Consider the following 24,576-nt stretch of genomic DNA (forward strand, 5'->3'; position numbering starts at 1 on the left):
AAAGAAGACTTAACTTTAAAAATCAATTTTGTAACCAGGATGTTGGAAACCGAATAGGATTGCCAGAAGCCAGAACTTTATAAAGTTTCAACTTATCAATAAGCTGAATACAGGACTGACCGGCTATTCTTATTATATTTGAAAAGTAATTCAAAATTAAATGAAACACCTTACCACGATTATATTTGCTTCAGTTCTTATGCTCAGCTCCTGTAAAACTGAGTTTAAACATTTAGAGCAGATAGATGGAAAAAGAATCGCTGTCGACAATAGTATTGAAGAAGATTCAGAGATTGCTGAATTTATCGCTCCATACAAGCAACACCTTAACGAAACTCTTGATTCGCCGCTTAGCTACAATCCTTCATTTCTCTCCAAAAGCGACGGAGACCTGAATACTGCCATTGGCAACCTGATGGCAGATGCACTGATGGAACAGGTGAATCCGTTGTTCAGAAAAAACACCGGAAACAGTATCGATATGGTCTTACTAAATCATGGTGGGATACGTGCAGAAATCCTTGTGGGTAATGTTAGCACCAGGACTGCTTACCAGATAATGCCGTTCGAAAATGAAGTAGTCATTGCTGAGCTGAAAGGTGAAAAGATGCTGGAAATGATGGATTACCTCAGCAAAGCCAAAACTGCACATCCTGTAAGCGGAATCAAGATCGTTGCTGATGGCAGTTATATGATCAAAAATGCGACGATCAATGAACAGCAGATCTCGAAGGATAGCACCTACTTTGTTGCGACTTCAGATTACCTTGTGGGTGGTGGTGATAACATGAAATTTTTCGCCAATCCTGTAAGTATTCATTCCAGTGATTACAAGATTCGAAATGTGATGATAGACTACTTTAGTAAAACCGATACGATTAGAACTGTGATCGATGACAGATATATAAGACAGTAACATGAAGAGAAGAGATTTTATTCAGAGTACGGCAGCCGCTACAGCTTTAGTGAGTCTGGGCGGACTTTCAGCATTGTCATTTAAACCTGAAAGACAACAAATCACGATCCTGCACACCAACGATGTACATAGCCATATCGAGGCATTTGGTCCAGATGCCGGTAGAAATGCAAATCTTGGAGGCGTAGCCAGAAGAGCTACCCTGGTGGAGAAAATACGTAGAGAAAATCCCAATACCCTGTTACTGGATGCCGGAGATATTTTCCAGGGCACGCCCTATTTCAATTTTTATGGTGGCGAACTGGAATTCAAATTAATGAGTATGCTAAAGTATGATGCTGCAACTCTTGGAAACCATGATTTTGATAATGGTATCGATGGACTATATGCCCAGCTACCACATGCAGAGTTTCCCTTTGTAATATCAAATTACGACTTCAGCAATACCGTCATGGATGGAAAAACTGATAAGTTCCGCACGTTCGTGAAAGATGGTATAAAGATCGGCGTTTTTGGAATCGGGATCGAATTAGAGGGATTGGTGAGCAACAAACTGTACAAGGAAACTGAATATTTAGATCCAATTGAGATTGCGACCGATATGAGCCGGATCCTTAAAAATGAAGAAAATTGTGACCTGGTTATATGTTTGTCACATCTTGGCTATAAATATTCATCTCAAAAGATCGGAGATATTAAACTGGCAAAAGCTACAGAAGGTATTGACCTGATCATTGGAGGACATACGCATACGTTTCTTGATAAACCAACTGTAGAAACTAATAAGGCAGGAAATCCGGTACTGGTAAACCAGGTTGGTTGCTATGGCGTCTATCTGGGCAGAGTTGATTTCTTCTTTCAAAATGGAAAAAAATCTTCCGCAGACGGTGTAAAGCTTGCCATATAATTATTTTATCGGGAAGTCGAAATATTGATAAGGAAAGGGTTCGGCATTCAAGGTATAATGCCACCATTCTTCAGAGTAACTTCGGAAGCCATTTTTAAGCATAACTGTTCTTAAAAGCTCCCTGTTTTCCTTTTGTTCTGAAGTGACCGAAGTTGAACGATGATGAGATATTTCTCCGAAAAAATCATAGGCTCCACCCATATCCAATTCTTTACAGGTGTTTACGTTCACCAAAGTAAGATCTACAGTACTACCCCTGGAATGTCCAGATTTTGAAGCGATATAACCGAGTTCAAACAACCTGCTTTTTTGAACATCGGGATAAAATTCGTTTTTCGCCAGGGTATCTTCGGGTTTTCGAGCCCAGGCTACGAATTCATTAACAGCAGTCTGAGGTCGGTAAGCATCGAAGACCTTTACCATCAAATCCTTCTGAATAAGTTCTTGCTGTACTTTTTTTAAGGCTTCCGCAGCTTTTTTAGTCAGAATGATCCGCGCCGACTCATATCCGGGAACCGGTCTGCCTGTAAAATTATGCTCACCTGCATAACGTACTTCCTCGATCGCAAATGGCAGCACGTCTTTCAGGTACACAAAATCTTCGGGGATAGTCTGTGCCCTGGAAAAGAAACCAGTTTGCAGAAAAATTAGAAAAAAGAATAACTTCTTCACAGCAATCTATTTATCCAGCATAGCCAGGAATTCATCTTCACTCAACATCTGAGTACCCAGCTTTTCTGCCTTGGCAAGCTTACTCGGCCCCATATTTTCACCGGCCACCAAATAGTTAGTTTTAGAAGAGATCGAACTGGAAACTTTTCCGCCATTATCTCCAATGAGCTTTTTTAGATCATTTCTGGAAACCTTGTTAAAAACTCCGGAAATGACGAATGTGTTCCCTTCCAAAATACTGGTTTGATTCGCCAGTTTCTCTGCGGAAATTTCCATTTGTATCCCATATTCCCGCAGACGCTCCACATTCTTCCTGTTTTCAGCATTACTGAAGAAATCACCAACGCTCCAGGCAATACGCTCTCCAATTTCATCAATATTCTCCAGCTCTTCTTTGCTGGCCGCCATCAATGCTTCGACCGATTTGAAGTGTTTAGCCAGTTTCTTAGCTACCGTTTCACCTACATATCTAATTCCTAATCCAAATAAGACTCTTTCAAATGGGATTTCTCTGGATCTTTCTATACCGGTAATAAGATTCTCTGCCGACTTTTCCGCCATTCTTTCCAGGGGAAGAACGTCCTCTTTAGTGAGCGTATAAAGATCTGCGTAATTATTAATAAGGCCTGCGGTGACCAGCAAAGCAACGGTTTCTCCTCCAAGACCCTCAATATCCATCGCCTTTCGTGATATATAATGCTGAATTCTACCTATGATTTGCGGAGGACATCCATTGGTATTTGGACAATAATGTTGTGCTTCTCCTTCATTCCTGATAAGTTCTGTATCACACTCCGGGCAGCGAGAAGCATATTCTGTAGGACTGGAATCCGGATCGCGCTGAGTAAAATCAACACCTACGATCTTCGGAATAATTTCTCCGCCTTTTTCAACATAAACGGTATCTCCTTCCCTGATGTCCAGCTTTTCAATTTGATCTGCGTTATGCAAGGAAGCACGACGTACTACCGTCCCGGCGAGTTGCACAGGCTGCAGGTTTGCCACAGGTGTGATCGCGCCGGTTCTTCCAACCTGGTAAGTTATTCTATCCAGCGTGGTAGACTCCTGTTCTGCCTTGAATTTGTAAGCAATTGCCCATCGCGGGGATTTAGCAGTATGGCCAAGCTCATCCTGTTGATGGAGATCATTTACTTTAATCACAACACCATCTGTTTCATATGGCAAATCGTGGCGATGCTTATCCCAGTAATTTATATAATCGAATACTTCCTCAATAGAAGATTTCAATTCCGATTCTGCAGGAGCTTTAAAACCCCATTTCCTGGCCATTTCAAGACCTTCGTATTGTGTTTTGATTTTCAGGTTATTTCCAACGATACTGTAAAGCAAACATTCGAGCGGGCGACGAGCCACCTCGGCACTATCCTGAAGCTTTAAACTTCCGGAAGCTGTATTTCTAGGATTTGCGTAGGGTTCTTCCCCGGCTTCCACTCTCTCTGCATTCATTTTTGCAAAACCTTCATAAGGCAAAACGATCTCTCCTCGAATATCAAATCGTTTCGGGAAATCGCCCTTCAGTTTTAATGGAACGGAGCGAATCGTTCGAACATTACTGGTAACCTCATCACCCTGAAATCCATCACCACGTGTTACCGCACGGGATAATTTACCATTTTCATAAGTAAGACTTATAGAGGCACCGTCATATTTTAACTCGCATACATAAGAAATATCGCCATCCACGCTTTTACGAATCCGTTTCTCCCAATCTTCCAGCTCTTCTTTAGAATAGGAATTTGAAAGCGAATACATACGTTGATCATGCACGATGGTTTCAAAGTTTTTAGTGATCGCACCACCCACCCGCTGAGTAGGTGAATTTTCATCGAACAAATCTGGGTTTTGATCTTCCAGCTGCTGCAATTCCTTCAGCTTCATATCAAAATCATAGTCACTTATTTGAGGCTTGTCCAACACATAGTAATTGTAATTATGCTGTTGTAATTCTTCTCTTAAAGCCTTTATCCTTTTTTCCGCGTCCATATTTTCTTTTTCTTATTCGGAAATACTTACTATATCATTCTCCAACTTCAGCTGAAAGTTCTTGTTTTTATGCTCGAAATCCAGTTGAAAATCTGAAGGATCTACACTATCATTTGTGGGAAACCATTCCTTGTTATGCTTGTTTACGACAATAAATAAGCCTGAATCTTCTCCAATTGCGCAAAAATGCTCGTAATCTCCATCATATTTATGCAAATCACTCTTTACGTTCAATTGTTCAAATACTTCTTTAATATTAGTTGTTGCCAGGCCTATTTCTGCAATTCCTACGATACTTTCAGCAGTAAAAACGCCGAGCTCAGGTTTGCTGAAATTTCTACGGGAAATAAACTCCACGATGTTTCGATCTTTATCATAAAAATAAACCGACTTCGCATTCCAGTTACTGAAATCGATGATCTGCTCATCATTATACTTTAGAACCGGAACTACTGTTTTCAACCAGTTAAGCGCCTCCTGTTCCTGCTCGTCTGGTATGTGAAATGCGAAATGCGTTGGCACACTATTTTCCCTGAATTCGAATCTTAGAATTGAAAATCCGCATTGTACTTCAAAACTATCTTCTTCATAATTGAGAATCTCCATTCCAAGATCATCTTTGTAAAATGAGTATTGGCGTGCAACATTTGAAGTGTACAGGCAAAGATTATGGATCTTCATATCAGGTTTGGTTTTTATTCATCCATTTTGGAACCGGTCTTGCTTTATAATTATGCATCAGCTTCAGTAATTCTTCAATAGAATCAGCTACCAGCAAGATCTCCAGGTTCTCCTCTTTGAGTAGGCCCTTGGCTGTCATATTTTTCAGCATACTAAGAAGGTCGTCGTAGAAGCCGTTAATATTCAGCAAGCCAATAGGTTTACGATGCAAACCAAGCTGAGACCAGGTAACGATCTCGAATAACTCTTCCAGTGTTCCATAACCACCGGGCAACGTGATAAAAGCGTCGCTAAGTTCGTTCATGGTCAATTTACGCTCGTGCATATCTTTAGTAGTAATTAACCTGTCAAGTTCTGTATGAACTACCTCTTTGGTCTTTAGAAACTCCGGAATAACCCCTGTTACAAATCCGCCATTTTCCATAACTCCTGCGGCAACCTGACCCATTAACCCCAATTTACTACCACCATAAATAAGCCGAATATCTCTTTTGGCGAGCACTTCGCCTACTATGCGGGCCATTTTAAATATTTCAGGATCTACTCCATCGCTACTCGCACAAAAGACCGCTACATTTTCAATAATATTATAATTCTCCTCCATTAGTTCTAATTGCTTTTAGCATTCGGTCATTCCCAAAAATATCCTTTTTTAACTCTGCTTCAAAACCGAATTCTTGCACCAGACTTAAAGTTTCTTTACCCAGATACTGGTTGATCTCAAAATATAAACTACCTCCAATTTTAAGATTTTTGGCCGCCAATTCGCTAATTTTCCTGTAAAATAAGAGTGCATCTTCATCCTCCACATACAACGCAAGTGCAGGTTCGTGATCAAGCACATTGGAATGCATCTCCTTCTTCTCCAAATTACGCACATAAGGCGGATTGGAAACGATGAGATCATATTCCTGTTCCAGATCTTCAGTTTGTAGAATATCCTTCAGCTGAAAATGTACGCGTACATTATTGATCTTAGCATTGAGAACAGCAATTTTTAAAGCTTCTTCTGAAACGTCCCAGGAATGTACTTCCGCAGTATTTAAATTTTTCGCCAAGCTTACAGGGATACAACCACTACCCGATCCAATATCCAGGATCCTGATGCATTTCTCTTCAGAAGAAAGGTCCTCAAGAATCCATGATACCAGCTCTTCAGTTTCCGGTCTGGGTATAAGTACATCTTTGCTAACTTTGAACCGGAGTCCGTAGAATTCTGTCTCTCCAAGAATATGCTGAATAGGCTCATATTTCTTTAGCCTCAACAATGCCTTCTGAAATTGTTCCTTTTGCTCTTCTAAAAGCTCATATTTAGGTTCGAGCGCCAGGTCCAGCCTTGTTTTCCCCAGGTAATGCTGCGTCATTAAAAAGTAGAACGATTGCACTTCAGTTTCAGGGTAAAGTTCTGAAAGCTCCTCGAAAAATAGTTTTTTAAAATCTGATAATTGCATCAATTTTCCAGCCTTATAGATCTCTAAGCATATAAACTGTACAATTATAATGACCGGTATCACCTACAGGCTTCTCCACAGTTTCAAATCCGCTTTTGTGGTAAAGTTTACGCGCGTTTTCCATGTAGGGAAGTGTTTCTATATAACATTTCTCAAAAGAATGCTGCCTGCCAAAATCCATACAGGTATTGATCATTTTCGTCCCAATTCCTCTACCTCGCGCTTCAGGCAGGAAATACATTTTCTGAAGTTCACAAATGGGTTCTTCAGTTCCTCTTAAAGCAGCAATGCCAGCTCCACCTATAACTTTATTGTTCTCTTCGACTATAAAATATGCTTTCCTGTCTCCATCATATTCCGCGGTCATATCCTCTAATGCTTTATCCTCATACGCGGTTCCAACTTTAGGAACTCCCATTTCTACTAACACACTTTGGATTAAATGCTTAACCTGCTGATTATCTTCGGCTTTGATTTCCCGAATTTTCCATGTATTCATTCTGCCTAATTAATTCTATTTTTGTGCTGTGAATATACACGAAAAATACATTAAACGCTGTATACAACTGGCCGAAAACGGCCTGGGAAGCACCTATCCCAATCCGCTGGTAGGCAGCGTGATCGTTCATAATAACCGGGTCATTGGTGAAGGTTGGCACCAGAAAGCGGGCGAAGCTCATGCCGAGGTAAATGCCATTAATTCGGTTCAGGATCAGGAGCTATTAAAAGATTCCACTATTTATGTGAGTCTGGAACCGTGTAGTCATTTTGGAAAAACACCACCCTGTAGTGATCTCATAATTGAGAGGGGAATTCCGAAAGTCGTCATTGGCACAATGGATCCCTTTGCAAAAGTTGCCGGCCGCGGAATTAAAAAATTATTGGAGGCAGGAAAAGAGGTTCAGGTTGGGATTCTTGAAGAGAAATGCAATGCGCTCAATCAGCGATTTTTTACTTTTCATAAAAAACAAAGACCTTACATTATTCTAAAATGGGCCCAAACCCGAGACCTGTTTCTTGCTCCAGAAACTAAAGAAACCAACCGACCAGTCTGGATTTCGAACAGGTATAGCAAACAACTGGTTCATAAGTGGCGTAGTGAAGAAAGCGGAATCCTGGTAGGCACAGGTACGGCGAAGGCAGATAATCCTCGTTTAGATGTTAGAAACTGGTCCGGCACTCCGCCTGTTCGACTGGTTATTGACCGGGAATTAAAACTGCCCAAAGATCTGGCACTTTTCGATCTGTCAATAAAAACAATCGTTCTAAACGAAAAAATAACCGAGAAGAAGCACGAAAACCTTGTTTACCAGAAAATCGAATTTTCAGAGAATATCGCGAAGGAAATTTGCAGGATCTGTTATGAACAGGAAATCCAATCGCTTATCGTAGAAGGTGGAGCAAATATCCTAAAACAATTTATTACGTCCAATCTTTGGGATGAAGCGCGAGTTTTTACAAGTGATAACTATTTTGGTGATGGTGTTAAAGCTCCGAAACTAGATGGAAAACCAGCTTCTACTCATCAAATCGAAACAGATGTTTTAGAAATCTTCAGAAATAGCGACAATGATTAAGACCCTAATATTTGATTTCGGGGATGTGTTTATCAATCTCGATAAAGCTGCGACTCAGCAAAACCTTAGAAAGATACAGATAGATGAATTGCCAGAACATATCCATAGCCGGAATCGTGATTATGAGCAGGGATTTGTTACTTCAGATGAAATATCAAATATCTATAGAACTGAATTTCCGCAATTACAACATTCAGATTTTCTAGATTCCTGGAATTCAATTTTACTGGACTTCCCGAAATACCGACTTCAGTTTCTTCAGAAAGTAGCAGAAAAAAAGAAGTTCCAACTCATTTTACTGAGCAACACGAATGACAATCATATTGAAAATATAAAGTCAAGGATTCCATTTTACGAGGAGTTTAAAAGCTGTTTTGATGCATTTTATCTGTCACACGAAATAGGAATGCGCAAGCCCAATCCCGAGATATTCGAGTTTGTACTCGAGCAACATAAGCTCATTGCAGAGGAATGCCTTTTTATAGATGATACTGCTGAGAATACTCAGGCTGCGGCCGCATTGGGAATGCACGTATGGAACCTTGAACCAACCCGCGAGGATGTAATCGATCTATTCACCACTAAAAAAGAGTTATTTTGATCTATCTGCTTCTAAGCGTTCTTTCATCCACGATCATTTTTATTGTATTCAGACTTTACAAAAAGTACGAAGTAAATACTTTGCAGGCGATCGTAATCAATTATTTTATTGCCTGTACTGTAGGTTTTTTTGGATTTATTGAAGGCTCAGATTTTACTGCTGTTCCTTCTGAAAAATGGTTTCCCGGGGCCTTAATGCTAGGAGTGCTATTTATAACCGTTTTTAACCTCGCAGCGATCACCACCCAGAAAAGCGGACTATCTGTAGTAGCAGTAGCCACAAAAATGTCGGTTGCTATTCCTGTTTTCTGCGGAATATTCCTCTATAATGAAAGCACCGGAGTTCTGAAGATTGCTGGAATATTACTTGCACTAGTGGCGGTCTATCTAACTTCTATAAAAACCAAAGATGGAATAAGTATAAGATGGCAAAATCTTATTTTTCCACTGCTGGTATTTCTGGGAAGCGGAATTATTGATACCAGTTTAAAATTTCTTGAAACCAGTTATGTTTCGAAGACCGATGTAGGTCTTTTTAGTTCGACAATCTTCGCAACAGCTGGAATCCTTGGGGTGCTGGTGATGGTCTTCCAGGCGGTTCGGGGCGAATTAAAGCTTCAGTTTAAAAATTTACTAGGCGGCATAGCTTTAGGGGTGCCAAATTACTTCTCTATTTACTTCCTTGTTCTGGCTTTAAGAAGTGAAGGATACGAGAGCTCAACCATATTTACTATCAATCACGTGAGTATAGTCGCACTTTCAACGATCGTAGGAATCGTGCTTTTTAAAGAAAAACTTATTCGGAAAAACTGGATAGGCCTTATTCTAGCTATGATTAGTATAATTCTAGTAGCGAATTCAGCCATATGAAAGACACGTATCAAACTATTACTGAGGCGTCCCCGGAAGTTTTATTTAAGGATCGTAATTCCAAGTTCTACGGATACGCATTTCCAATTAAAACTGAAGAAGAAGCGGCTAAACATCTGGAAGAATTACGTGCTTCCCACCACAAGGCAAGACACTGGTGTTACGCCTGGCAAACAGGTAAGGCCGAAGAAGACCATCACTATCGTGCGAATGATGATGGAGAGCCTTCAAACTCGGCAGGAATGCCTATCTATGGACAGATACAAAGTTTTGACGTCACCAATATCCTGATTGTCGTAGTTCGATACTTCGGGGGAGTCAAGCTAGGTGTTGGCGGACTCATTAATGCCTATAAAACTGCAGCGCAAATGGCTCTGGAATCTTCAAATATTCTAAAGCGAACCATTGATGAGGTTTTCGTAATAAAATTCGATTACCCTGAAATGAACAAAGTCATGCAAGTGATCAAAAAAAACAATTTGAACGTCATCGACCAAAAACTAGAATTGGACTGCAAAATTTTTATAGCAGTTAGAAAAAGTGACGTCGAAAGCATTTATAATAAGTTCGACAAAACCTATAAAGTTGAGATTTCAAGATTGGAAGATCAATAACCAAGCGCCTCTAACATATATTTTGGACACCTAACCGGCTTCCTGGTTTTTGCATCCATAAATACGAGCACAGTGTAGCCGGTAGTTACCAGATTTCCCTGTTCATTGTAAAGAGAATAGTCGAATATAATTTTAACATTTGGCTCTTCGCGAAGGCGGGTCTCAATCCTGATATTTTCATCAAAAGTAACCGGTTTGTGATATTTTAAATTTAATTCGAATACCGGCAACATTATCCCTTCCTCTTCCATACTTTTGTAGGAGATGCCAAGTGTATCTAGCCAGTTAAGTCTAGCAATTTCAAGGTATTGCGGATAAATACTATGATGTACGACTCCCATTTGATCGGTTTCGGCATATCGTACTTTAACAAAGGTTTCGTGTGATTTCATGTGATTTTTGTCGCCTTTCACGGAAAGGTTTTTTATATTCAGGCTCAGAATCAAGTATGCAATAATTTTTCTTAAAATTCAACCCGAATTTGGTTTTTTTATTAGATAATTTGTTCACATATTTGCTTTGCTCAAGTTGAAGATTTATATGCTTCAAAAGCCACTTTAGAACTTTCTACTAACCTAAAATAACGTCTAACTAATAATGTCAAAAACTGCGCAATCGGTTTGGAATAACTGTCTGTCTTTTATTCAGGATAACATTACACCTCAAGCTTACAAAACATGGTTTGAACCTATCCAAGCAGTGAAACTAACGGATTGTGCCCTGAGTATCCAGGTGCCTTCTAAATTTTTCTACGAATGGCTGGAAGAACATTATGTGAAGTTATTAAAGGTTTCTCTTACACGTGAACTAGGAGATAAGGCGAAATTGGTCTATGTGATCAAAATGGAGAATACGTACGGTAACAAATTACCTTTTACAGAGAAGATCCCTAGCACACAAAGGTCGCAGATGGCTTCTCAGGAAGTAGATGTCCCTGTAAAGAACAAGAGTCCAGAACTTAAGAATCCTTTCATTATTCCTGGAATTCGGAATGTAAAGATCGAGTCTCAGCTAAATCCAAATTATAATTTTGATAATTTCCTTGAAGGTGAGTCAAACCGACTTGCCCGCTCCGCTGGACTCGCTGTTGCGAATAAGCCCGGAGGGACTTCCTTTAACCCATTATTGATATTTGGTGGTGTAGGACTGGGGAAAACGCATTTGGCGCACGCTATTGGTGTTGAGATCAAAGATAAATACCCAGAGAAAACAGTTCTTTATATTTCTGCGGAAAAATTTACCCAGCAATACATTGAATCTGTCAAGAAGAATAATCGTAATGATTTCATTCATTTCTACCAGATCATAGATGTTCTGGTGGTCGATGATATCCAGCTATTATCTGGGAAAGCAGGAACACAGGACGTGTTCTTCCATATTTTCAACCATTTACATCAAAACGGGAAACAGGTTATTTTAACCAGTGACAAGGCTCCGGTTGACATGCAGGATATCGAACAACGCCTGTTATCTAGATTTAAATGGGGACTATCTGCTGAACTTCAAAATCCAGATTTTGAAACTCGCGTTTCCATTATTAAAAATAAACTTTATCGTGATGGCGTAGAAATGCCTGAAGATATCGTGGAATTTTTGGCTAATAATATCAAAACTAATATCAGGGAACTGGAAGGTGCTATTATTTCATTAATTGCTCACTCCTCTTTTAATAAGAAAGACATCACTCTGGAACTTGCGAAAAAGATCGTAGATAACTACGTGAAAAATACGAAGCGTGAAGTTTCCATAGACTACATTCAGAAGGTTGTAAGTGATTACTTTCAAATGGATGTAGATACTTTACAATCCAAAACGAGAAAACGTCATATTGTACAAGCCAGGCAACTTGCAATGTTCTTTGCGAAGAAGTTCACAAAAGCTTCATTGGCAAGTATTGGTTCTCAAATTGGAAGCAGGGATCATGCTACCGTTCTACATGCGTGTAAGACCGTAGATAATCTTGCCTCTACAGATAAGCAATTCAAGAAATTTGTTGAAGACCTCAACAAAAAGCTCACTTTATAAAATTATATATTTATGAAAACCAGGGTATTGATGGTGTGTCTCGGGAATATCTGCAGATCGCCGCTGGCCGAGGGTATTCTTAAATCTAAAGTTGACCCAGAAACTGTTTTTGTGGATTCTGCAGGAACCGGTGACTGGCATGTTGATTCTGAACCAGACAGAAGATCGATCGCCATTGCTAGCAAAAATGGTCTCGATATTTCCCAGCAAAGAGGAAGACAATTCAGCAAAAAAGATTTCCAGGACTTCGATCATATTTTCGTAATGGATAATTCTAATTTTAAGGATGTGATCGCCATGGCAGAAACTGACGAGGAACGCCAGAAAGTACATTTGATTCTCGAAGAAATATTCCCATCAGAAAATGTAGATGTACCAGATCCATATCATGGAGGTGATCAGGGTTTTGAAAACGTTTATATGATGTTGGATGAAGCAACAGATGAACTAAAAAGAAAACTTGAATCCGGAGAATTATGAGTTCTGATGCTTCAAATTCAGGTAAACTCTACCTAATACCCGTTGGTCTAGGCGCTTCAGACGCAGATAAAATTTTCCCGGGTATCAACGCTGAAATCATTTCGAATATCGATGATTTTATTGTCGAAAATGAAAAGACCGCTAGAAGATTTATCAAAGAAATTATTCCTGAAAAATCACAACCTTCCCTTAATCTTTCAGCATTGAATAAATTTACAGAAGCTTCAGAAATTACAACATTTCTTGATGCTGCTAAAGCCGGAAGAGACATGGGATTAATGAGTGAAGCGGGTTGTCCCGGAGTAGCAGATCCAGGTGCCGAAATTGTAAGACTGGCTCATGACACCAACATACAGGTGGTTCCAATGGTAGGCCCCAGTTCTATTCTACTTGCTATGATGGCTAGCGGAATGAATGGTCAAAGCTTTACTTTTCATGGATATCTTCCTATCGATAAAAAAGAAAGGAAGAACGAACTCAAAAACCTGGAAAGGATTTCAGCAGATAAAAATCAAGCTCAGATCTTTATAGAAACGCCGTACAGGAATAATAAATTTCTGGAAGACCTAGTTCAAACGCTACATCCAGCTACCAGGATATGCGTTGCCTGCGATCTTACCCTAAGTACTGAATTCATTAAAACGGCAACAGCAGCAGACTGGAAAAATATAAAAGCCGACCTCCATAAGAGACCGGCTATATTTATCATCCAAAAGGATCTGTAATTTTAAGCTTCGTTTAAATTTCCAAAATCTACTCTGGCATTTTTGGTAGTAGTTACAAATGATGTATCGTAACCACCAAAACGCTTCATATAAGTCTTTATTGTAGTACCAAATGCATCACTAAAAGCCTGTGCACCCCAGCTACGCAAATACTTCTTAACACTTCCAGGTCCTGCTAAATGAGCTGCTGCAAGAATCCCGGATTCTGTCACAATAACTCCATTTATATTTTTACCTACAAATCGTTTGATATCACGCTGCAAGATCCACTTATTTCTGGATGCATTAGCATAAAAGGCAGCTTCCTGCAAAGCTGGTGAATTCAAAAATCCCATAGTGTCGTAAACACCTACCAATTCTAAAGTTCCTTTACCAAACTGGTATTTTCCAAGGTAACCAAATTCGTTTATGGATTTGTAATCACCACGAGATTCTTTAAAAGCCAGGGCTTCCTTAAAACCAACATAGGATTTCCCAAGAAACGGAGAAGTCGTTGAAAGTTGAAATTCGGGTTCGATCTCATCTCGCACATCAGGAACAGTATAATCAAGTTCCAGATCATAAGTTGAGTAATCTTCCAAATCGAGATTTGCAGCTTTTTTCGTTGAAAAACTAAAAAAAATAGAGCCTGCTGCAAGAGGCAAGATTGAAAATTTTGCAATTTTCTTTCTCATTACATGTGTTTTTGAGAAGTTAATGGTGGTTCAATTATTTGAAATTCACCCTCCTCATATTCGCGGCGCAAATGTACGACATTTTTTAATAAACTGACTAACAGTATGTTAAAGCTTATTTAAAGTATTAATGGAATTAACTTTAAGATAACTTATTGTAGTTCAATACGTTAAACATTCCGTAAGAAATTAGCTACTAACGTCTAATCCCCTGCTTGTTAATCCAACGCACATATTCCTGCTTATTCCGGTTATGCTGCGCTAAGTTTTTAGCGAATTTATGGTAACCGAAATTTTCAACATTTGCTACGAAATAGAAATAATCATGATCCTCGTAATTTAGTACCGCATTAATAGATGAGATGTCGGGCATCCAGATTGGTCCTGGCGGCAGTGTAGAATATTTATAGGTATTATAAGGTGAATCTATTTTCAGATCTTTATAAAGAACTCGTTTGATGATCGTGTCAAAATTCTGAGTTTTTCTCTTGATGGCATAAATGACCGTTGGATCTGCATCGAGCTTCCAGCCATTCTTGAATCGGTTCATATAAACACCTGCTACTCTTGGGCGCTCATCAACCTTTGCTGTTTCTTTTTGAACAATTGAGGCAATGGTGATCACTTCAGATGGAGTTAAACCAATTTGTTCAGCCTTTTCTAGCTTCTCTGTAGTCCAGAACCTATCATATTCTTTTTTCATTCGCTGTTGAAATTCTTCCGCAGATGTATTCCAGTAGAACTCATACTGGTTTGGTATATACATTCCTAAAGCTGTGTTCTGATCTAAATCATTTTCAGCTAGAAAATCAGGATTTTTAAAGGCTTTTAGCAACTCTATGCTATCTGCTTCAATTTGCTGAGAAATCCTACCCGCCAGATCTTCCAAACGTTCCTGGTTATTGAAAATGACCTTTATAGGGTTGTTTCCAACTCTCAACCTGTTCACCAGGTCATTATTATTCATCCCCTTTTCGATAGTATATCTTCCAGGTCTTACCTTAGAAGCATAACCTTTCTTCTCGGCCACCAGTCTAAAGGACTCTTTGTCTTTAATATAAGGATCCAGAGTATCAAGAACCGATTGGAATGTAGCGCCCGTTGGAATATACACTACTTTCTCTGAATCCTCCATTTTAATATTTGAGGTGAAGATGCTATTGTATATATAGTAACTAAATATTCCTGCGCCAATTAAACCCAGAATAGCAATTGCCAGAATAATTTTCTTAATGTACATCGTTGATCAATTGATAGAGTAATTCATCTTTATATACTCCGTTATGCAAGCTCCACTCTTTCTTTAAGCCTACTTTCCTAAAGCCATTCTTTTCGAAGACTTTCTTACTGTCCTCATTGCCTTCGGTCACATTTGCATAAACCTGGTGTAGTCCTAGGTGCGTAAAACAGAAATTACATAGCAACGAAAGACTTTCTCTTCCATATCCCTTTTTACGATCTTTAGGATCTGCGATCAGTATACCAAGTGCAGCACGCTGATCCTTAATATCAAGATCGAAAACATCAATAAGCCCCACAGCTCTACCCCTTTTTGTGCATATCACAAGTCTTAATTGTTTGATATCATAGATATCGCGGTGTGCGTTCTCAATATACTGTCGAATCAAGAATTTCGAATATGGAGTTTGCGTTGAACTTACTTCCCAGAAATTCTCATTATTTTCAATTTCATGAACAAAATCCAGATCTTCCGGCTCCAGCGCTCTTAGGAATATTTTCTTTCCATTTAATGTTAACATACAATTTCTCCTTTAAAAACCTGAACGGCCGGCCCCGTTAGCCAGATATTTTCAAATCCTGAATCTGTTTTCTCAAACCTTACTTCCAAAGAACCTCCAGGTGTTTCAAGCTTAACTTCCTTATTCTGTATCTTACCAGTTTGGTAGGCCGCGATTGCCACTGCCGTCACCCCGGTACCACAGGAATAGGTCTCATCCTCCACTCCCCGTTCATAAGTGCGAACCTTCAGAACCTCATTATTCATTTGTTGTACAAAATTTACATTTGTACCATTATTCTCTCTGTACAACTCAGAATATCGAATTTCTGAACCTTTCTGCTGAACGTTTTCAGATTGCACATTTTCAACAAAGATTACGTGATGTGGCGAACCAGTATCCAGGAAACTGTATTCCTCCTGAAGATTAACATCTGTAACGTTCTGCATTTTCAAACTTACAATACCTTCCTTAATTCTAGCTTCATGCGGTCCGTCTATTGCAGTAAACCTTGCTGTTTTTTCAACTATTCCCAGGTAGTTCGCAAAGGCAACCAGGCAGCGTCCTCCATTCCCACACATACTACTTGGATTACCGTCTGCATTGAAATAGACCATCTTAAAATCATCTGTAGCAACATCGGGTTTCTCGAGGAGGATGAGTCCGTCACCTCCTACCCCGAATCTTCTGTCACAGAGTCGTTTGATTAATTTGGTATTATTTTTGGATACTTTCAGTTCACGGTTATCGATCATGACAAAATCGTTTCCGGTGCCCTGGTACTTATAGAGTTCTAGATTCATTTCTTCATTTTCAAGAGGCGCGAATATACGATTTTGAACAGATATCATAGCCTGTTAAATGGTCGTTAAAAATCGCAATTTGAATACTAAGTTTGAAAAATTAAAGGTTAAATAATTAAATAACATCCGAAAATGAAAAGAATAGTAAATCTAATTTTAGTCTCTGCTCTTGGAGGCGCCATGACCCTGGGAAGTTATAAGTTGCTGGTAGAAGATGACAATACCAGATCCTACCAAACCAACAGTCAACCCACAGAGAGTTTCCTACCTGTTAGTAATACTCCTAATTACGGGACAAATGTTGATTTTACAGATGCTGCGGAAAAGACCATACATGCCGTAGTACACGTGAAAAACGTGGCCGTCTTTAAAGGAGGGCCAAGAAGCATTTGGGAATATAACCCCTATGGTACTGAAGGTGGTCGCGCTTTACAGGGTGCTGGATCTGGAGTTATCATAACTCCAGATGGTTATATCGTTACGAATAACCATGTTATTAAAGGAGCGAGCGAAATCGAGGTTACTTTGAATAACAATAAGACCTACACTGCTGAAGTGATTGGTAGTGATCCTGCTTTTGATATTGCGCTTATCAAAGTTGAACCGGAAGAAGAACTTGATTACATTCCGTTTGGAGATTCAGATAATGCTAAAATCGGAGAATGGGTGCTTGCCGTTGGGAACCCTTTTAATTTAAAATCAACTGTTACTGCCGGTATCGTAAGTGCAAAAGCGAGAGATCTCAATGTTTACGACAGTTCGCCGCAATCGTTCATACAGACAGATGCCGCCATTAACCCAGGAAACAGTGGTGGTGCACTGGTTAATATTAACGGTGAATTAATCGGTATTAATACAGCGATCACCTCTCCTAGCGGCAGCTATATTGGATACGCCTTTGCTGTACCTTCTAATAACGCGAGAAAGATCGTTGAAGACATCATGGAATACGGAGATGTTCAAAAAGGAATTCTTGGAATTCGAGGAGGAACATTGAATGAGCAAATTTCAAATGACCGTAATCTCAATATTTCACAGGGTGTTATCGTTGGTGCAGTTACTCCTGGTAGTGGTGCAGAGAAATCCGGAATTCAGGAATTCGACGTTATTAGAAAGATTGATGAAATTGAGATCGCAAAGTTTTCAGATCTTACCGGTTACATCAATTCCAAACGACCTGGAGATATAGTAACAGTACACTTGATACGAAACGGAGAATCTAAAACCGTTGAAATTGAGCTTACCAAACTTGAAACTTACTCTCTTCCTACTCTAGGCTTTGAAGTTGCTAATACCACTAAAAAAGAGCTTAAAAAGTACAATGCCCCCAACGGTGTTCGTATTAGTAGAATGCTTACCGATGATCTTCCATCTTCAGAATTAATAGGTGGTATCATTTCTGAGATTAATAATAAAAAAGTCAATTCTATTGGTGATGTGGAACAAATCATGGAAAATAGAAAAAAGTCAAATCCTATCGTCATTACTTATCATAATTTAAAAGGTGAAAAGCAACGTATGATTTGGAGATAAGTGATATTCCAAACAATCAGAAAGCCCTTCATAATTGAAGGGTTTTTTTTATATCAAAAACCTTTACGAAAACGTTTGAAATATATACTTTTGCCGAAAATTATAACATCACAACAAAAAATGGACTTTAATAAAGTTTACGAAAAAGAACTTTCATTCCAGGCAGATCGCCGCAAAGCAACGGTCGAGTTTATCAATATTGTTAGCGACCTGTGGTATGACAAATCGATCGAACTCGTTTTATTCAGAAATCAGTTAATAAATAAAAACGTTAGCGATATTCTGGACCTTCATGAATACGCAGGAGAATTTGTAGGTAAACCTATATCAATTTTTGATTCGGTAGAGATCGCCAAGGCAATTCAGGGATTGAATCTTCCACCAGCGAAGCTGGATATTGGAAAACTTACCTACGAATATCATCTTGACGGTCAAACTCATAATAATGCGATGGCATTTGTGAGCAGCAAACTGAGTGATGCTAAATTAAATGAGGTAGTTACCCCGAAAGATGTCATATTATATGGCTTCGGAAGAATTGGAAGACTGGTTGCTCGTGAATTAATGACAAGAACCGGGAAAGGAAATCAGCTTAGACTTAGAGCGATCGTAACCCGGGGCAATGTAGACCAGAGTGTTCTTGAAAAACGTGCTTCACTCCTGAAGAGCGATTCTGTTCACGGACCCTTCAGCGGAACTGTAAATGTAGACGTTGAAAATTCAGCCTTGATCATCAACGGGACTACGGTTCATATGATTTCAGCAAACCAGCCGGAAGATATTGATTATACTCAATATGGTATCAATCATGCTCTTGTGATTGATAATACCGGTGCCTTTAGAGATAAGGAAGCGCTTACAAGACATTTGAGTTCTAAAGGAGCTGCAAAAGTTCTTTTAACTGCCCCTGGAAAAGGAATCCCAAATATCGTTCATGGTGTAAACCAGAAGGAACATGATCCAGATAGCGTTGATATTTTCTCCGCTGCATCCTGTACCACCAATGCCATAACCCCCGTTCTAAAAGCAGTTCAGGATTCTTTCGGTGTGGTACATGGACATCTTGAAACTATTCATGCTTATACGAATGACCAGAACCTGGTCGATAATATGCATAGCAAATATCGTCGTGGAAGAGCTGCAGGGCTTAACATGGTGATTACTGAAACTGGAGCAGGAAAAGCAGTTTCCAAAGCACTGCCTGTTTTTGAAGGTAAACTAACTTCAAACGCGATTAGAGTACCGGTACCTAATGGTTCACTTGCGATCCTGAATCTTGAAGTTGAAAAAGAAACCAGCCTTGAGGAAGTTAATTCGATCCTTAAAAAATACGCACTGGAAGGTGAACTTGTTGAGCAAATTCAATATTCTGTAGACAATGAACTGGTCTCTTCAGACATTATAGGCTCTTCTGCCCCGGCGATCTATGACAGCAATGCTACAATTGTATCTGCAGATGGTAAAAACGTGATCCTATATATATGGTATGATAACGAATACGGATACAGCCACCAGGTAATTAGACTCGCAAAATATATTGCAAAAGTTAGAAGATTCACCTATTACTAGAATCTCAAAATTTTTAAACATTTAGACCCTGCCATTGGCAGGGTTTTTTTATTTTTGCGGCGGTTTAATTCAAATAATAAACTGACTCAAAAGAATTTAAAAGCACGAATAGGCGAATTTCTGTCCGAAAATCTGAAATATACTAACTCTATTTTTCGCCCGTTGAAGTGTATTAACCCAAACAATTTCAATTACCTAAAAGATGAGTAACAAAATTTACATTGTAGCTGCTTTTGTTATTGCTAGTGTATTTCAGATGAATGCCCAGACAGACAGCCTTAAAACAGACACGCCCATACAGGACGAGTTTACAAGCCTTATCAAGGAATCCAACAATTATCAGGGTTATAAGGTTGTGGATTATGATAAGCTTATAGAACTTAGAAATACCACCCGGAGTTATATTACGGAGTTAAAAGAAGAGATCGTAGTTCAGAAGAATACTGTAGATCAACAAAATGATGAAATTCAGCAGCTAAAAGCAGATCTGGATTCTACCCAACAAGACTTGCAAAGAGTAACCGAAGAAAAGGATGCCTTGATGTTTTTAGGAATGCCATTTTCCAAAGGTGGTTACAAGGCTATGATGTGGGGAATCGTAGGTGCTCTGGTTGTGATCCTCCTAATTATATTTTTTAGATATAAAAGCTCACATGCGGCTACAAAAGATGCTCAGCAAAAGCTAGATGAAACTGAAAAAGAATTCGACACCTACAGAAGTAAGGCTCTTGAAAAGGAACAACGCCTTGGAAGAATGCTTCAGGACGAAAGAAATAAGTCGAATAACCCGAACATCTAATAGAGATTCAGTTCTACAGAAATGCGTATAGATATCATAACCGTCGTTCCAGATATTTTAAAGAGTCCTTTCGAGGCTTCTATACTTGAACGGGCTATTAAAAAAGGCCTCGTAGAGATCCACTTGCATAATTTAAGAGATTACGTTAGTGATAACTACAAGCAGATTGATGATTATCAATTTGGTGGTGGTGCAGGAATGGTAATGATGATCGAACCAATAGACAAATGCATTTCAAAACTAAAGTCTGAGCGAGTATACCAGGAAGTGATCTATATGACTCCAGATGGAGAAAGACTGGAGCAGAGAACCGCGAACAGTTTATCCTTACATGAAAATCTTATTATTTTATGTGGTCATTATAAAGGAGTAGATCAACGAGTACGCGATCAATTCATTACCAAAGAGATTAGTATTGGAGATTACGTATTGTCTGGTGGTGAATTAGGGGCGGCCGTACTTTGTGATTCGATCATTCGATTGATTCCAGGAGTTCTGGGGAATGAAACTTCTGCCTTAACAGATTCCTTTCAGGATGATTTGCTTGCTCCTCCAGTTTACACCAGACCTGCGGAATATAAGGGCTGGAAAGTACCGGAGATCCTTACAAGTGGTAATTTTCCAAAGATAGAAGCATGGCGTGAGGATCAGGCTTATAAGCGCACGAAAGCACTTCGACCTGATCTTTTGAAGGAAGATTAATTTTTTCAAATACAGGCTTGTAAAATAATATTATTTAATTAATTTTGCACTCATTCTAAAATAACCTCTGGCGAGAAACGTGTATGTTGTTTTTGAATTTACTTTAAACTATTAAGAATGGAATCGTTAGTAAAATTTGTTCAGGACGAATTCGTAACAAGAAAAGATCTACCTGAGTTTTCAGCAGGAGATACAATTACTGTTTATTACGAAATTACAGAGGGTCAGAAAACAAGAACACAGTTCTTTAGAGGTGTTGTTATCCAGTTAAGAGGAACAGGATCATCTCAAACCTTCACTATTAGAAAGATGAGTGGAACTGTTGGAGTGGAAAGAATCTTTCCAATCAACCTTCCGGCGATTCAAAAAATTGAGATCAATAAGAAAGGTAAAGTTAGAAGAGCAAGAATTTTCTACTTTAGAGAACTTACTGGTAAGAAAGCTCGTATCAAAGAAGCTATCAGAAGATAATTCTTTCTCATACAAATATTTAAAAGCCCTGGTTCTTCCGGGGCTTTTTTGTTCAAATCATTTACTATCAAAAAGTTAAAGTCTTTTCAGAATAGAATTATATTAGTTATCTTTAAGTAAGAGATTTAAGATGACAAAAGGATTTTTAGATCTTGAAGGAAGTAAAGAGTTTTTTTTACTTCTAGAGTTTGAAATTTTCTATATAACATTAGTGTTTTGGACATCAAAACCAGTTTGAAAGATTTCTTATTCGGTCATATTTTCTTTTATAATTTATGATTTTCTGGAAGCAGTAATGATTCGATTGAGTTTTAGCTTAGTTTAAAAATGGGTCAATTACAGTTTCTGAAGCCATTTCATTTTAGTTATAAGATGAAATGGCTTTTTTTATGCTCTAAATTAAGATCTCTTAACAGCTCATCATCTATTGACTCTTAGGAAAAAAGAGTGAAAATCTGTATATTGCGCGTATGACGATGCCCTGGAATGTTCCAGGGTTTTCTTTGAACTTATTGCAATCAAAAACAAAATAAATGTCTCAGAAAGAAAAAATTATTTATACCAAAACTGATGAAGCTCCAATGTTGGCAACTTACTCTTTCCTGCCAATCGTTGAAGCATTCACCAAAGCAGCAGGCGTAAGTCTAGAAACCCGTGATATTTCACTTGCCGGAAGAATTTTATCTCAATTTCCAGATTATCTCAAGGATGATCAAAAAGTAGCAGATGATCTTGCTGAACTTGGTGAACTGGCAAAACAACCGGAGGCAAATATTATCAAGCTTCCAAATATCAGCGCTTCAGTTCCGCAATTGAAAAATGCTATCTCTGAATTACAATCAAAAGGTTTCGCTATTCCAGACTACCCGGATGATGCTAACACTGATGAAGAAAAGGATATAAAATCAAGATACGATAAGGTTAAAGGTAGTGCTGTAAATCCGGTACTTAGAGAAGGAAATTCTGACAGACGTGCTCCGAAAGCCGTTAAGAATTTCGCCAAAAAGAATCCGCACCGCATGGGAGAATGGAGTGCAGATTCTAAAACTCACGTTGCTACGATGAACGAAGGTGACTTTAGAGCGAACGAACGTTCTGTTACCTTATCCAAGGATGATACCCTTAAAATCGAATTTACTTCAGAAGATGGATCAGCTAAAACTCTGAAAGAAGGATTAAAAGTACTGGATGGTGAGGTGATCGATGCTACGAAAATGAGCAAGAAGGCACTTTTAAAATTTCTTCGTAAGCAGGTAAAAGATGCGCAGGAGAACGGTGTGCTTTTCTCTCTGCACATGAAGGCTACTATGATGAAAGTATCTGACCCTATTATTTTTGGTCATGCTGTAAAAGTATTTTTTGAAGATGTATTCGATAAATATGGAGCTGAACTTGAAAAAGCCGGTGCAGATGTTACCAGTGGTTTAGGAGATGTTCTTCAGGCCGTTGAAAATCTTCCGAAGGACAAACAGGATGAAATTAACTCAGCTATTGCGAAAGATCTTAAGGATGGTCCGGATATCGCGATGGTAAATTCAGATGAAGGAATCACCAATCTTCACGTTCCGAGTGATGTGATCATTGATGCTTCAATGCCAGCGATGATTAGAACAAGTGGCCAGATGTGGAATAAAGAAGGTAAGACTCAGGACACTAAGGCTGTGATCCCTGACAGTTCTTACGCTGGTTTATACCAGGCTACTATAGACTTCTGTAAAGAACACGGAGCATTTGATCCAACAACGATGGGAACTGTTCCTAATGTTGGGCTAATGGCTCAAAAAGCCGAAGAGTATGGATCTCACGACAAAACTTTCGAGATCCCAGGTAATGGTTCAGTAAAAGTTGTCAACGCAGCTGGAGAAACTATTCTTGAACATGATGTTGAAGAAGGTGATATCTGGAGAATGTGTCAGGTTAAAGATGCACCGGTTCAGGATTGGATCAAACTTGCTATTTCCAGAGCTAAAGCTACTGGAATGCCAGCAGTTTTCTGGTTAGATGAAAATAGAGCTCATGATGCTGAACTGATAAAGAAAGTAGATAAATATCTTCCAAACCACGATACTAATGGTTTAGAGATCAAAATCATGGCTCCTACTGAGGCTACTAAATACACACTTGAGAGAGTAAAGGATGGTAAGGATACGATCTCGGTAACTGGAAATGTACTTCGCGATTATCTAACTGACCTCTTCCCTATTCTGGAACTTGGAACCAGTGCGAAGATGCTTTCTATAGTTCCTTTGATGAATGGTGGTGGACTTTTTGAAACCGGTGCCGGTGGATCTGCTCCAAAGCACGTTCAGCAATTTGTAAAAGAAGGTCACCTGCGTTGGGATTCTCTTGGTGAGTTTCTTGCGCTTGCGGTTTCTCTGGAACATCTTGGTGAGAAATATAACAATTCGAAGGCTCTTACTCTTGCTGGAGCATTAGATGATGCGACAGAGAGATTCCTTAATGAAGGTAGATCTCCATCACGTAAGGTGAATGAGCTGGATAACCGTGGAAGTCACTTCTACCTGGCATTATACTGGGCTGAAGCACTTTCTACGCAAACCAGCAATAAGGACTTGAATGTTTACTTCGGAAGAGTGGCAGATATGCTTAAAGAGAATAAAGATCAGATCCTTAAAGATCTTATTGATGCTCAGGGAAAACCTGTAGACATTGGAGGTTACTACGAACCGAATGAGGAAATGACTAAAAAAGCCATGCGTCCTAGTAACAAATTGAATGAAATTCTGGCGACTGAAGTGTAAGT

The 24,576-nt window shown here is 39.1% G+C and carries 26 protein-coding genes; 15 read left to right on the forward strand and 11 right to left on the reverse strand.

Going from position 1 to position 24,576, the window contains the following annotated elements; genetic code table 11:
• The first annotated feature begins 160 nt into the window (after positions 1-160).
• Together ACNI3T_RS14860 and ACNI3T_RS14865 are read left to right on the forward strand one after the other, a co-directional pair.
• Entirely contained in the window at positions 161-916 is a 756-nt protein-coding gene (locus ACNI3T_RS14860) for a 5'-nucleotidase C-terminal domain-containing protein (RefSeq protein WP_418228494.1), read from the forward strand.
• A gap of 1 nt (position 917) precedes the next feature.
• A complete protein-coding gene (locus ACNI3T_RS14865) occupies positions 918-1,823 on the forward strand; it encodes a metallophosphoesterase (protein ID WP_418228495.1) in 906 nt (301 codons plus the stop codon).
• Here ACNI3T_RS14865 and ACNI3T_RS14870 read toward each other — a convergent pair whose 3' ends face one another.
• Genes ACNI3T_RS14870 through ACNI3T_RS14895 form a run of 6 tightly spaced genes read right to left on the reverse strand, consistent with a single transcriptional unit; the run spans position 1,824 to position 7,130 of the window.
• The gene (locus ACNI3T_RS14870; RefSeq protein ID WP_418228496.1) at positions 1,824-2,495 is read right to left on the reverse strand and encodes a M15 family metallopeptidase; all 672 of its coding nucleotides are present in this window, start codon (positions 2,493-2,495) and stop codon (positions 1,824-1,826) included. It abuts the gene before it with no gap.
• A 6-nt stretch (positions 2,496-2,501) separates the two neighbouring features.
• Positions 2,502-4,499: an NAD-dependent DNA ligase LigA gene (gene ligA / locus ACNI3T_RS14875; RefSeq protein WP_418228497.1), complete on the reverse strand. Its 1,998-nt coding sequence runs from the start codon at positions 4,497-4,499 to the stop codon at positions 2,502-2,504.
• Between the two features lie 12 nt (positions 4,500-4,511).
• Entirely contained in the window at positions 4,512-5,180 is a 669-nt protein-coding gene (locus tag ACNI3T_RS14880; RefSeq protein ID WP_418228498.1) for a VOC family protein, read from the reverse strand.
• A 1-nt stretch (position 5,181) separates the two neighbouring features.
• Positions 5,182-5,784 carry an LOG family protein gene (locus ACNI3T_RS14885; RefSeq protein WP_418228499.1) on the reverse strand — a complete coding sequence of 201 codons (603 nt, stop codon included), beginning with the start codon at positions 5,782-5,784 and terminating at the stop codon, positions 5,182-5,184.
• Entirely contained in the window at positions 5,768-6,631 is an 864-nt protein-coding gene (prmC, locus tag ACNI3T_RS14890) for a peptide chain release factor N(5)-glutamine methyltransferase (RefSeq protein WP_418228500.1), read from the reverse strand. Before prmC ends, ACNI3T_RS14885 begins: the two co-directional genes overlap by 17 nt.
• Before the next feature lie 13 nt (positions 6,632-6,644).
• Positions 6,645-7,130 carry a GNAT family N-acetyltransferase gene (locus ACNI3T_RS14895; protein WP_322300783.1) on the reverse strand — a complete coding sequence of 162 codons (486 nt, stop codon included), beginning with the start codon at positions 7,128-7,130 and terminating at the stop codon, positions 6,645-6,647.
• Between the two features lie 28 nt (positions 7,131-7,158).
• Here ACNI3T_RS14895 and ribD point away from each other — a divergent pair, with 28 nt between their 5' ends.
• Genes ribD through ACNI3T_RS14915 form a run of 4 tightly spaced genes read left to right on the forward strand, consistent with a single transcriptional unit; the run spans position 7,159 to position 10,292 of the window.
• Complete coding sequence (gene ribD, locus ACNI3T_RS14900) at positions 7,159-8,208, forward strand: bifunctional diaminohydroxyphosphoribosylaminopyrimidine deaminase/5-amino-6-(5-phosphoribosylamino)uracil reductase RibD (protein ID WP_418228501.1); 1,050 nt, start codon at positions 7,159-7,161, stop codon at positions 8,206-8,208.
• The gene (locus tag ACNI3T_RS14905) at positions 8,201-8,809 is read left to right on the forward strand and encodes an HAD family hydrolase (protein WP_418228502.1); all 609 of its coding nucleotides are present in this window, start codon (positions 8,201-8,203) and stop codon (positions 8,807-8,809) included. Before ribD ends, ACNI3T_RS14905 begins: the two co-directional genes overlap by 8 nt.
• Positions 8,806-9,678, forward strand: a complete 873-nt coding sequence (locus ACNI3T_RS14910) for an EamA family transporter (RefSeq protein ID WP_418228503.1) — start codon at positions 8,806-8,808, stop codon at positions 9,676-9,678. The genes ACNI3T_RS14905 and ACNI3T_RS14910 overlap by 4 nt, the downstream gene beginning before the upstream one ends.
• A complete protein-coding gene (locus ACNI3T_RS14915) occupies positions 9,675-10,292 on the forward strand; it encodes an IMPACT family protein (RefSeq protein WP_418228504.1) in 618 nt (205 codons plus the stop codon). Before ACNI3T_RS14910 ends, ACNI3T_RS14915 begins: the two co-directional genes overlap by 4 nt.
• On the opposite strand, the gene ACNI3T_RS14920 is transcribed toward ACNI3T_RS14915, so the two are convergent.
• Complete coding sequence (locus ACNI3T_RS14920) at positions 10,286-10,684, reverse strand: acyl-CoA thioesterase (RefSeq protein WP_322300788.1); 399 nt, start codon at positions 10,682-10,684, stop codon at positions 10,286-10,288. The genes ACNI3T_RS14915 and ACNI3T_RS14920 overlap by 7 nt on opposite strands.
• A 205-nt stretch (positions 10,685-10,889) precedes the next feature.
• On the opposite strand from ACNI3T_RS14920, the gene dnaA reads away from it, so the two are divergent.
• From dnaA to ACNI3T_RS14935, 3 genes are read left to right on the forward strand one after another with little or no spacing between them, the layout of a single operon-like run.
• Positions 10,890-12,317: a chromosomal replication initiator protein DnaA gene (dnaA, locus tag ACNI3T_RS14925; protein WP_322300789.1), complete on the forward strand. Its 1,428-nt coding sequence runs from the start codon at positions 10,890-10,892 to the stop codon at positions 12,315-12,317.
• Positions 12,318-12,329: 12 nt separating this feature from the next.
• Positions 12,330-12,797: a low molecular weight protein-tyrosine-phosphatase gene (locus tag ACNI3T_RS14930; RefSeq protein ID WP_418228505.1), complete on the forward strand. Its 468-nt coding sequence runs from the start codon at positions 12,330-12,332 to the stop codon at positions 12,795-12,797.
• Positions 12,794-13,522 (forward strand): SAM-dependent methyltransferase, encoded by a 729-nt coding sequence (locus ACNI3T_RS14935; RefSeq protein WP_418228506.1) that lies wholly within the window; start codon positions 12,794-12,796, stop codon positions 13,520-13,522. Before ACNI3T_RS14930 ends, ACNI3T_RS14935 begins: the two co-directional genes overlap by 4 nt.
• 2 nt (positions 13,523-13,524) lie before the next feature.
• Here ACNI3T_RS14935 and ACNI3T_RS14940 read toward each other — a convergent pair whose 3' ends face one another.
• From ACNI3T_RS14940 to dapF, 4 genes are all read right to left on the reverse strand, one after another.
• Positions 13,525-14,196, reverse strand: coding sequence for a peptidoglycan-binding protein LysM (locus ACNI3T_RS14940; protein WP_322300792.1), 672 nt, complete (start codon positions 14,194-14,196; stop codon positions 13,525-13,527).
• A 196-nt stretch (positions 14,197-14,392) separates the two neighbouring features.
• Positions 14,393-15,436 carry an endolytic transglycosylase MltG gene (gene mltG / locus ACNI3T_RS14945; RefSeq protein ID WP_418228507.1) on the reverse strand — a complete coding sequence of 348 codons (1,044 nt, stop codon included), beginning with the start codon at positions 15,434-15,436 and terminating at the stop codon, positions 14,393-14,395.
• A complete protein-coding gene (locus tag ACNI3T_RS14950; protein ID WP_322300794.1) occupies positions 15,426-15,956 on the reverse strand; it encodes a GNAT family N-acetyltransferase in 531 nt (176 codons plus the stop codon). Before ACNI3T_RS14950 ends, mltG begins: the two co-directional genes overlap by 11 nt.
• The gene (gene dapF / locus ACNI3T_RS14955) at positions 15,950-16,738 is read right to left on the reverse strand and encodes a diaminopimelate epimerase (RefSeq protein WP_418228508.1); all 789 of its coding nucleotides are present in this window, start codon (positions 16,736-16,738) and stop codon (positions 15,950-15,952) included. Before dapF ends, ACNI3T_RS14950 begins: the two co-directional genes overlap by 7 nt.
• Before the next feature lie 132 nt (positions 16,739-16,870).
• On the opposite strand from dapF, the gene ACNI3T_RS14960 reads away from it, so the two are divergent.
• The 6 genes from ACNI3T_RS14960 to ACNI3T_RS14985 all read left to right on the forward strand — a co-directional run bounded on the left by ACNI3T_RS14960 (position 16,871) and on the right by ACNI3T_RS14985 (position 24,574).
• Positions 16,871-18,271: a trypsin-like peptidase domain-containing protein gene (locus ACNI3T_RS14960; protein ID WP_418228509.1), complete on the forward strand. Its 1,401-nt coding sequence runs from the start codon at positions 16,871-16,873 to the stop codon at positions 18,269-18,271.
• A gap of 120 nt (positions 18,272-18,391) precedes the next feature.
• Positions 18,392-19,840 carry a glyceraldehyde-3-phosphate dehydrogenase gene (locus tag ACNI3T_RS14965; protein ID WP_418228510.1) on the forward strand — a complete coding sequence of 483 codons (1,449 nt, stop codon included), beginning with the start codon at positions 18,392-18,394 and terminating at the stop codon, positions 19,838-19,840.
• Positions 19,841-20,042: 202 nt separating this feature from the next.
• Positions 20,043-20,639: a hypothetical protein gene (locus ACNI3T_RS14970; protein ID WP_141878370.1), complete on the forward strand. Its 597-nt coding sequence runs from the start codon at positions 20,043-20,045 to the stop codon at positions 20,637-20,639.
• Between the two features lie 21 nt (positions 20,640-20,660).
• The gene (gene trmD / locus ACNI3T_RS14975) at positions 20,661-21,341 is read left to right on the forward strand and encodes a tRNA (guanosine(37)-N1)-methyltransferase TrmD (protein ID WP_322300798.1); all 681 of its coding nucleotides are present in this window, start codon (positions 20,661-20,663) and stop codon (positions 21,339-21,341) included.
• 117 nt (positions 21,342-21,458) lie between these two features.
• Positions 21,459-21,812, forward strand: a complete 354-nt coding sequence (gene rplS, locus ACNI3T_RS14980) for a 50S ribosomal protein L19 (RefSeq protein WP_418228511.1) — start codon at positions 21,459-21,461, stop codon at positions 21,810-21,812.
• 533 nt (positions 21,813-22,345) lie between these two features.
• On the forward strand, positions 22,346-24,574 hold the full coding sequence (locus ACNI3T_RS14985) for an NADP-dependent isocitrate dehydrogenase (protein WP_418228512.1): 2,229 nt from the start codon (positions 22,346-22,348) through the stop codon (positions 24,572-24,574).
• Positions 24,575-24,576 lie beyond the last annotated feature (2 nt).

This window comes from Christiangramia qingdaonensis (assembly GCF_048381525.1).
In the GTDB taxonomy this organism is placed as follows: Bacteria; Bacteroidota; Bacteroidia; order Flavobacteriales; family Flavobacteriaceae; genus Christiangramia.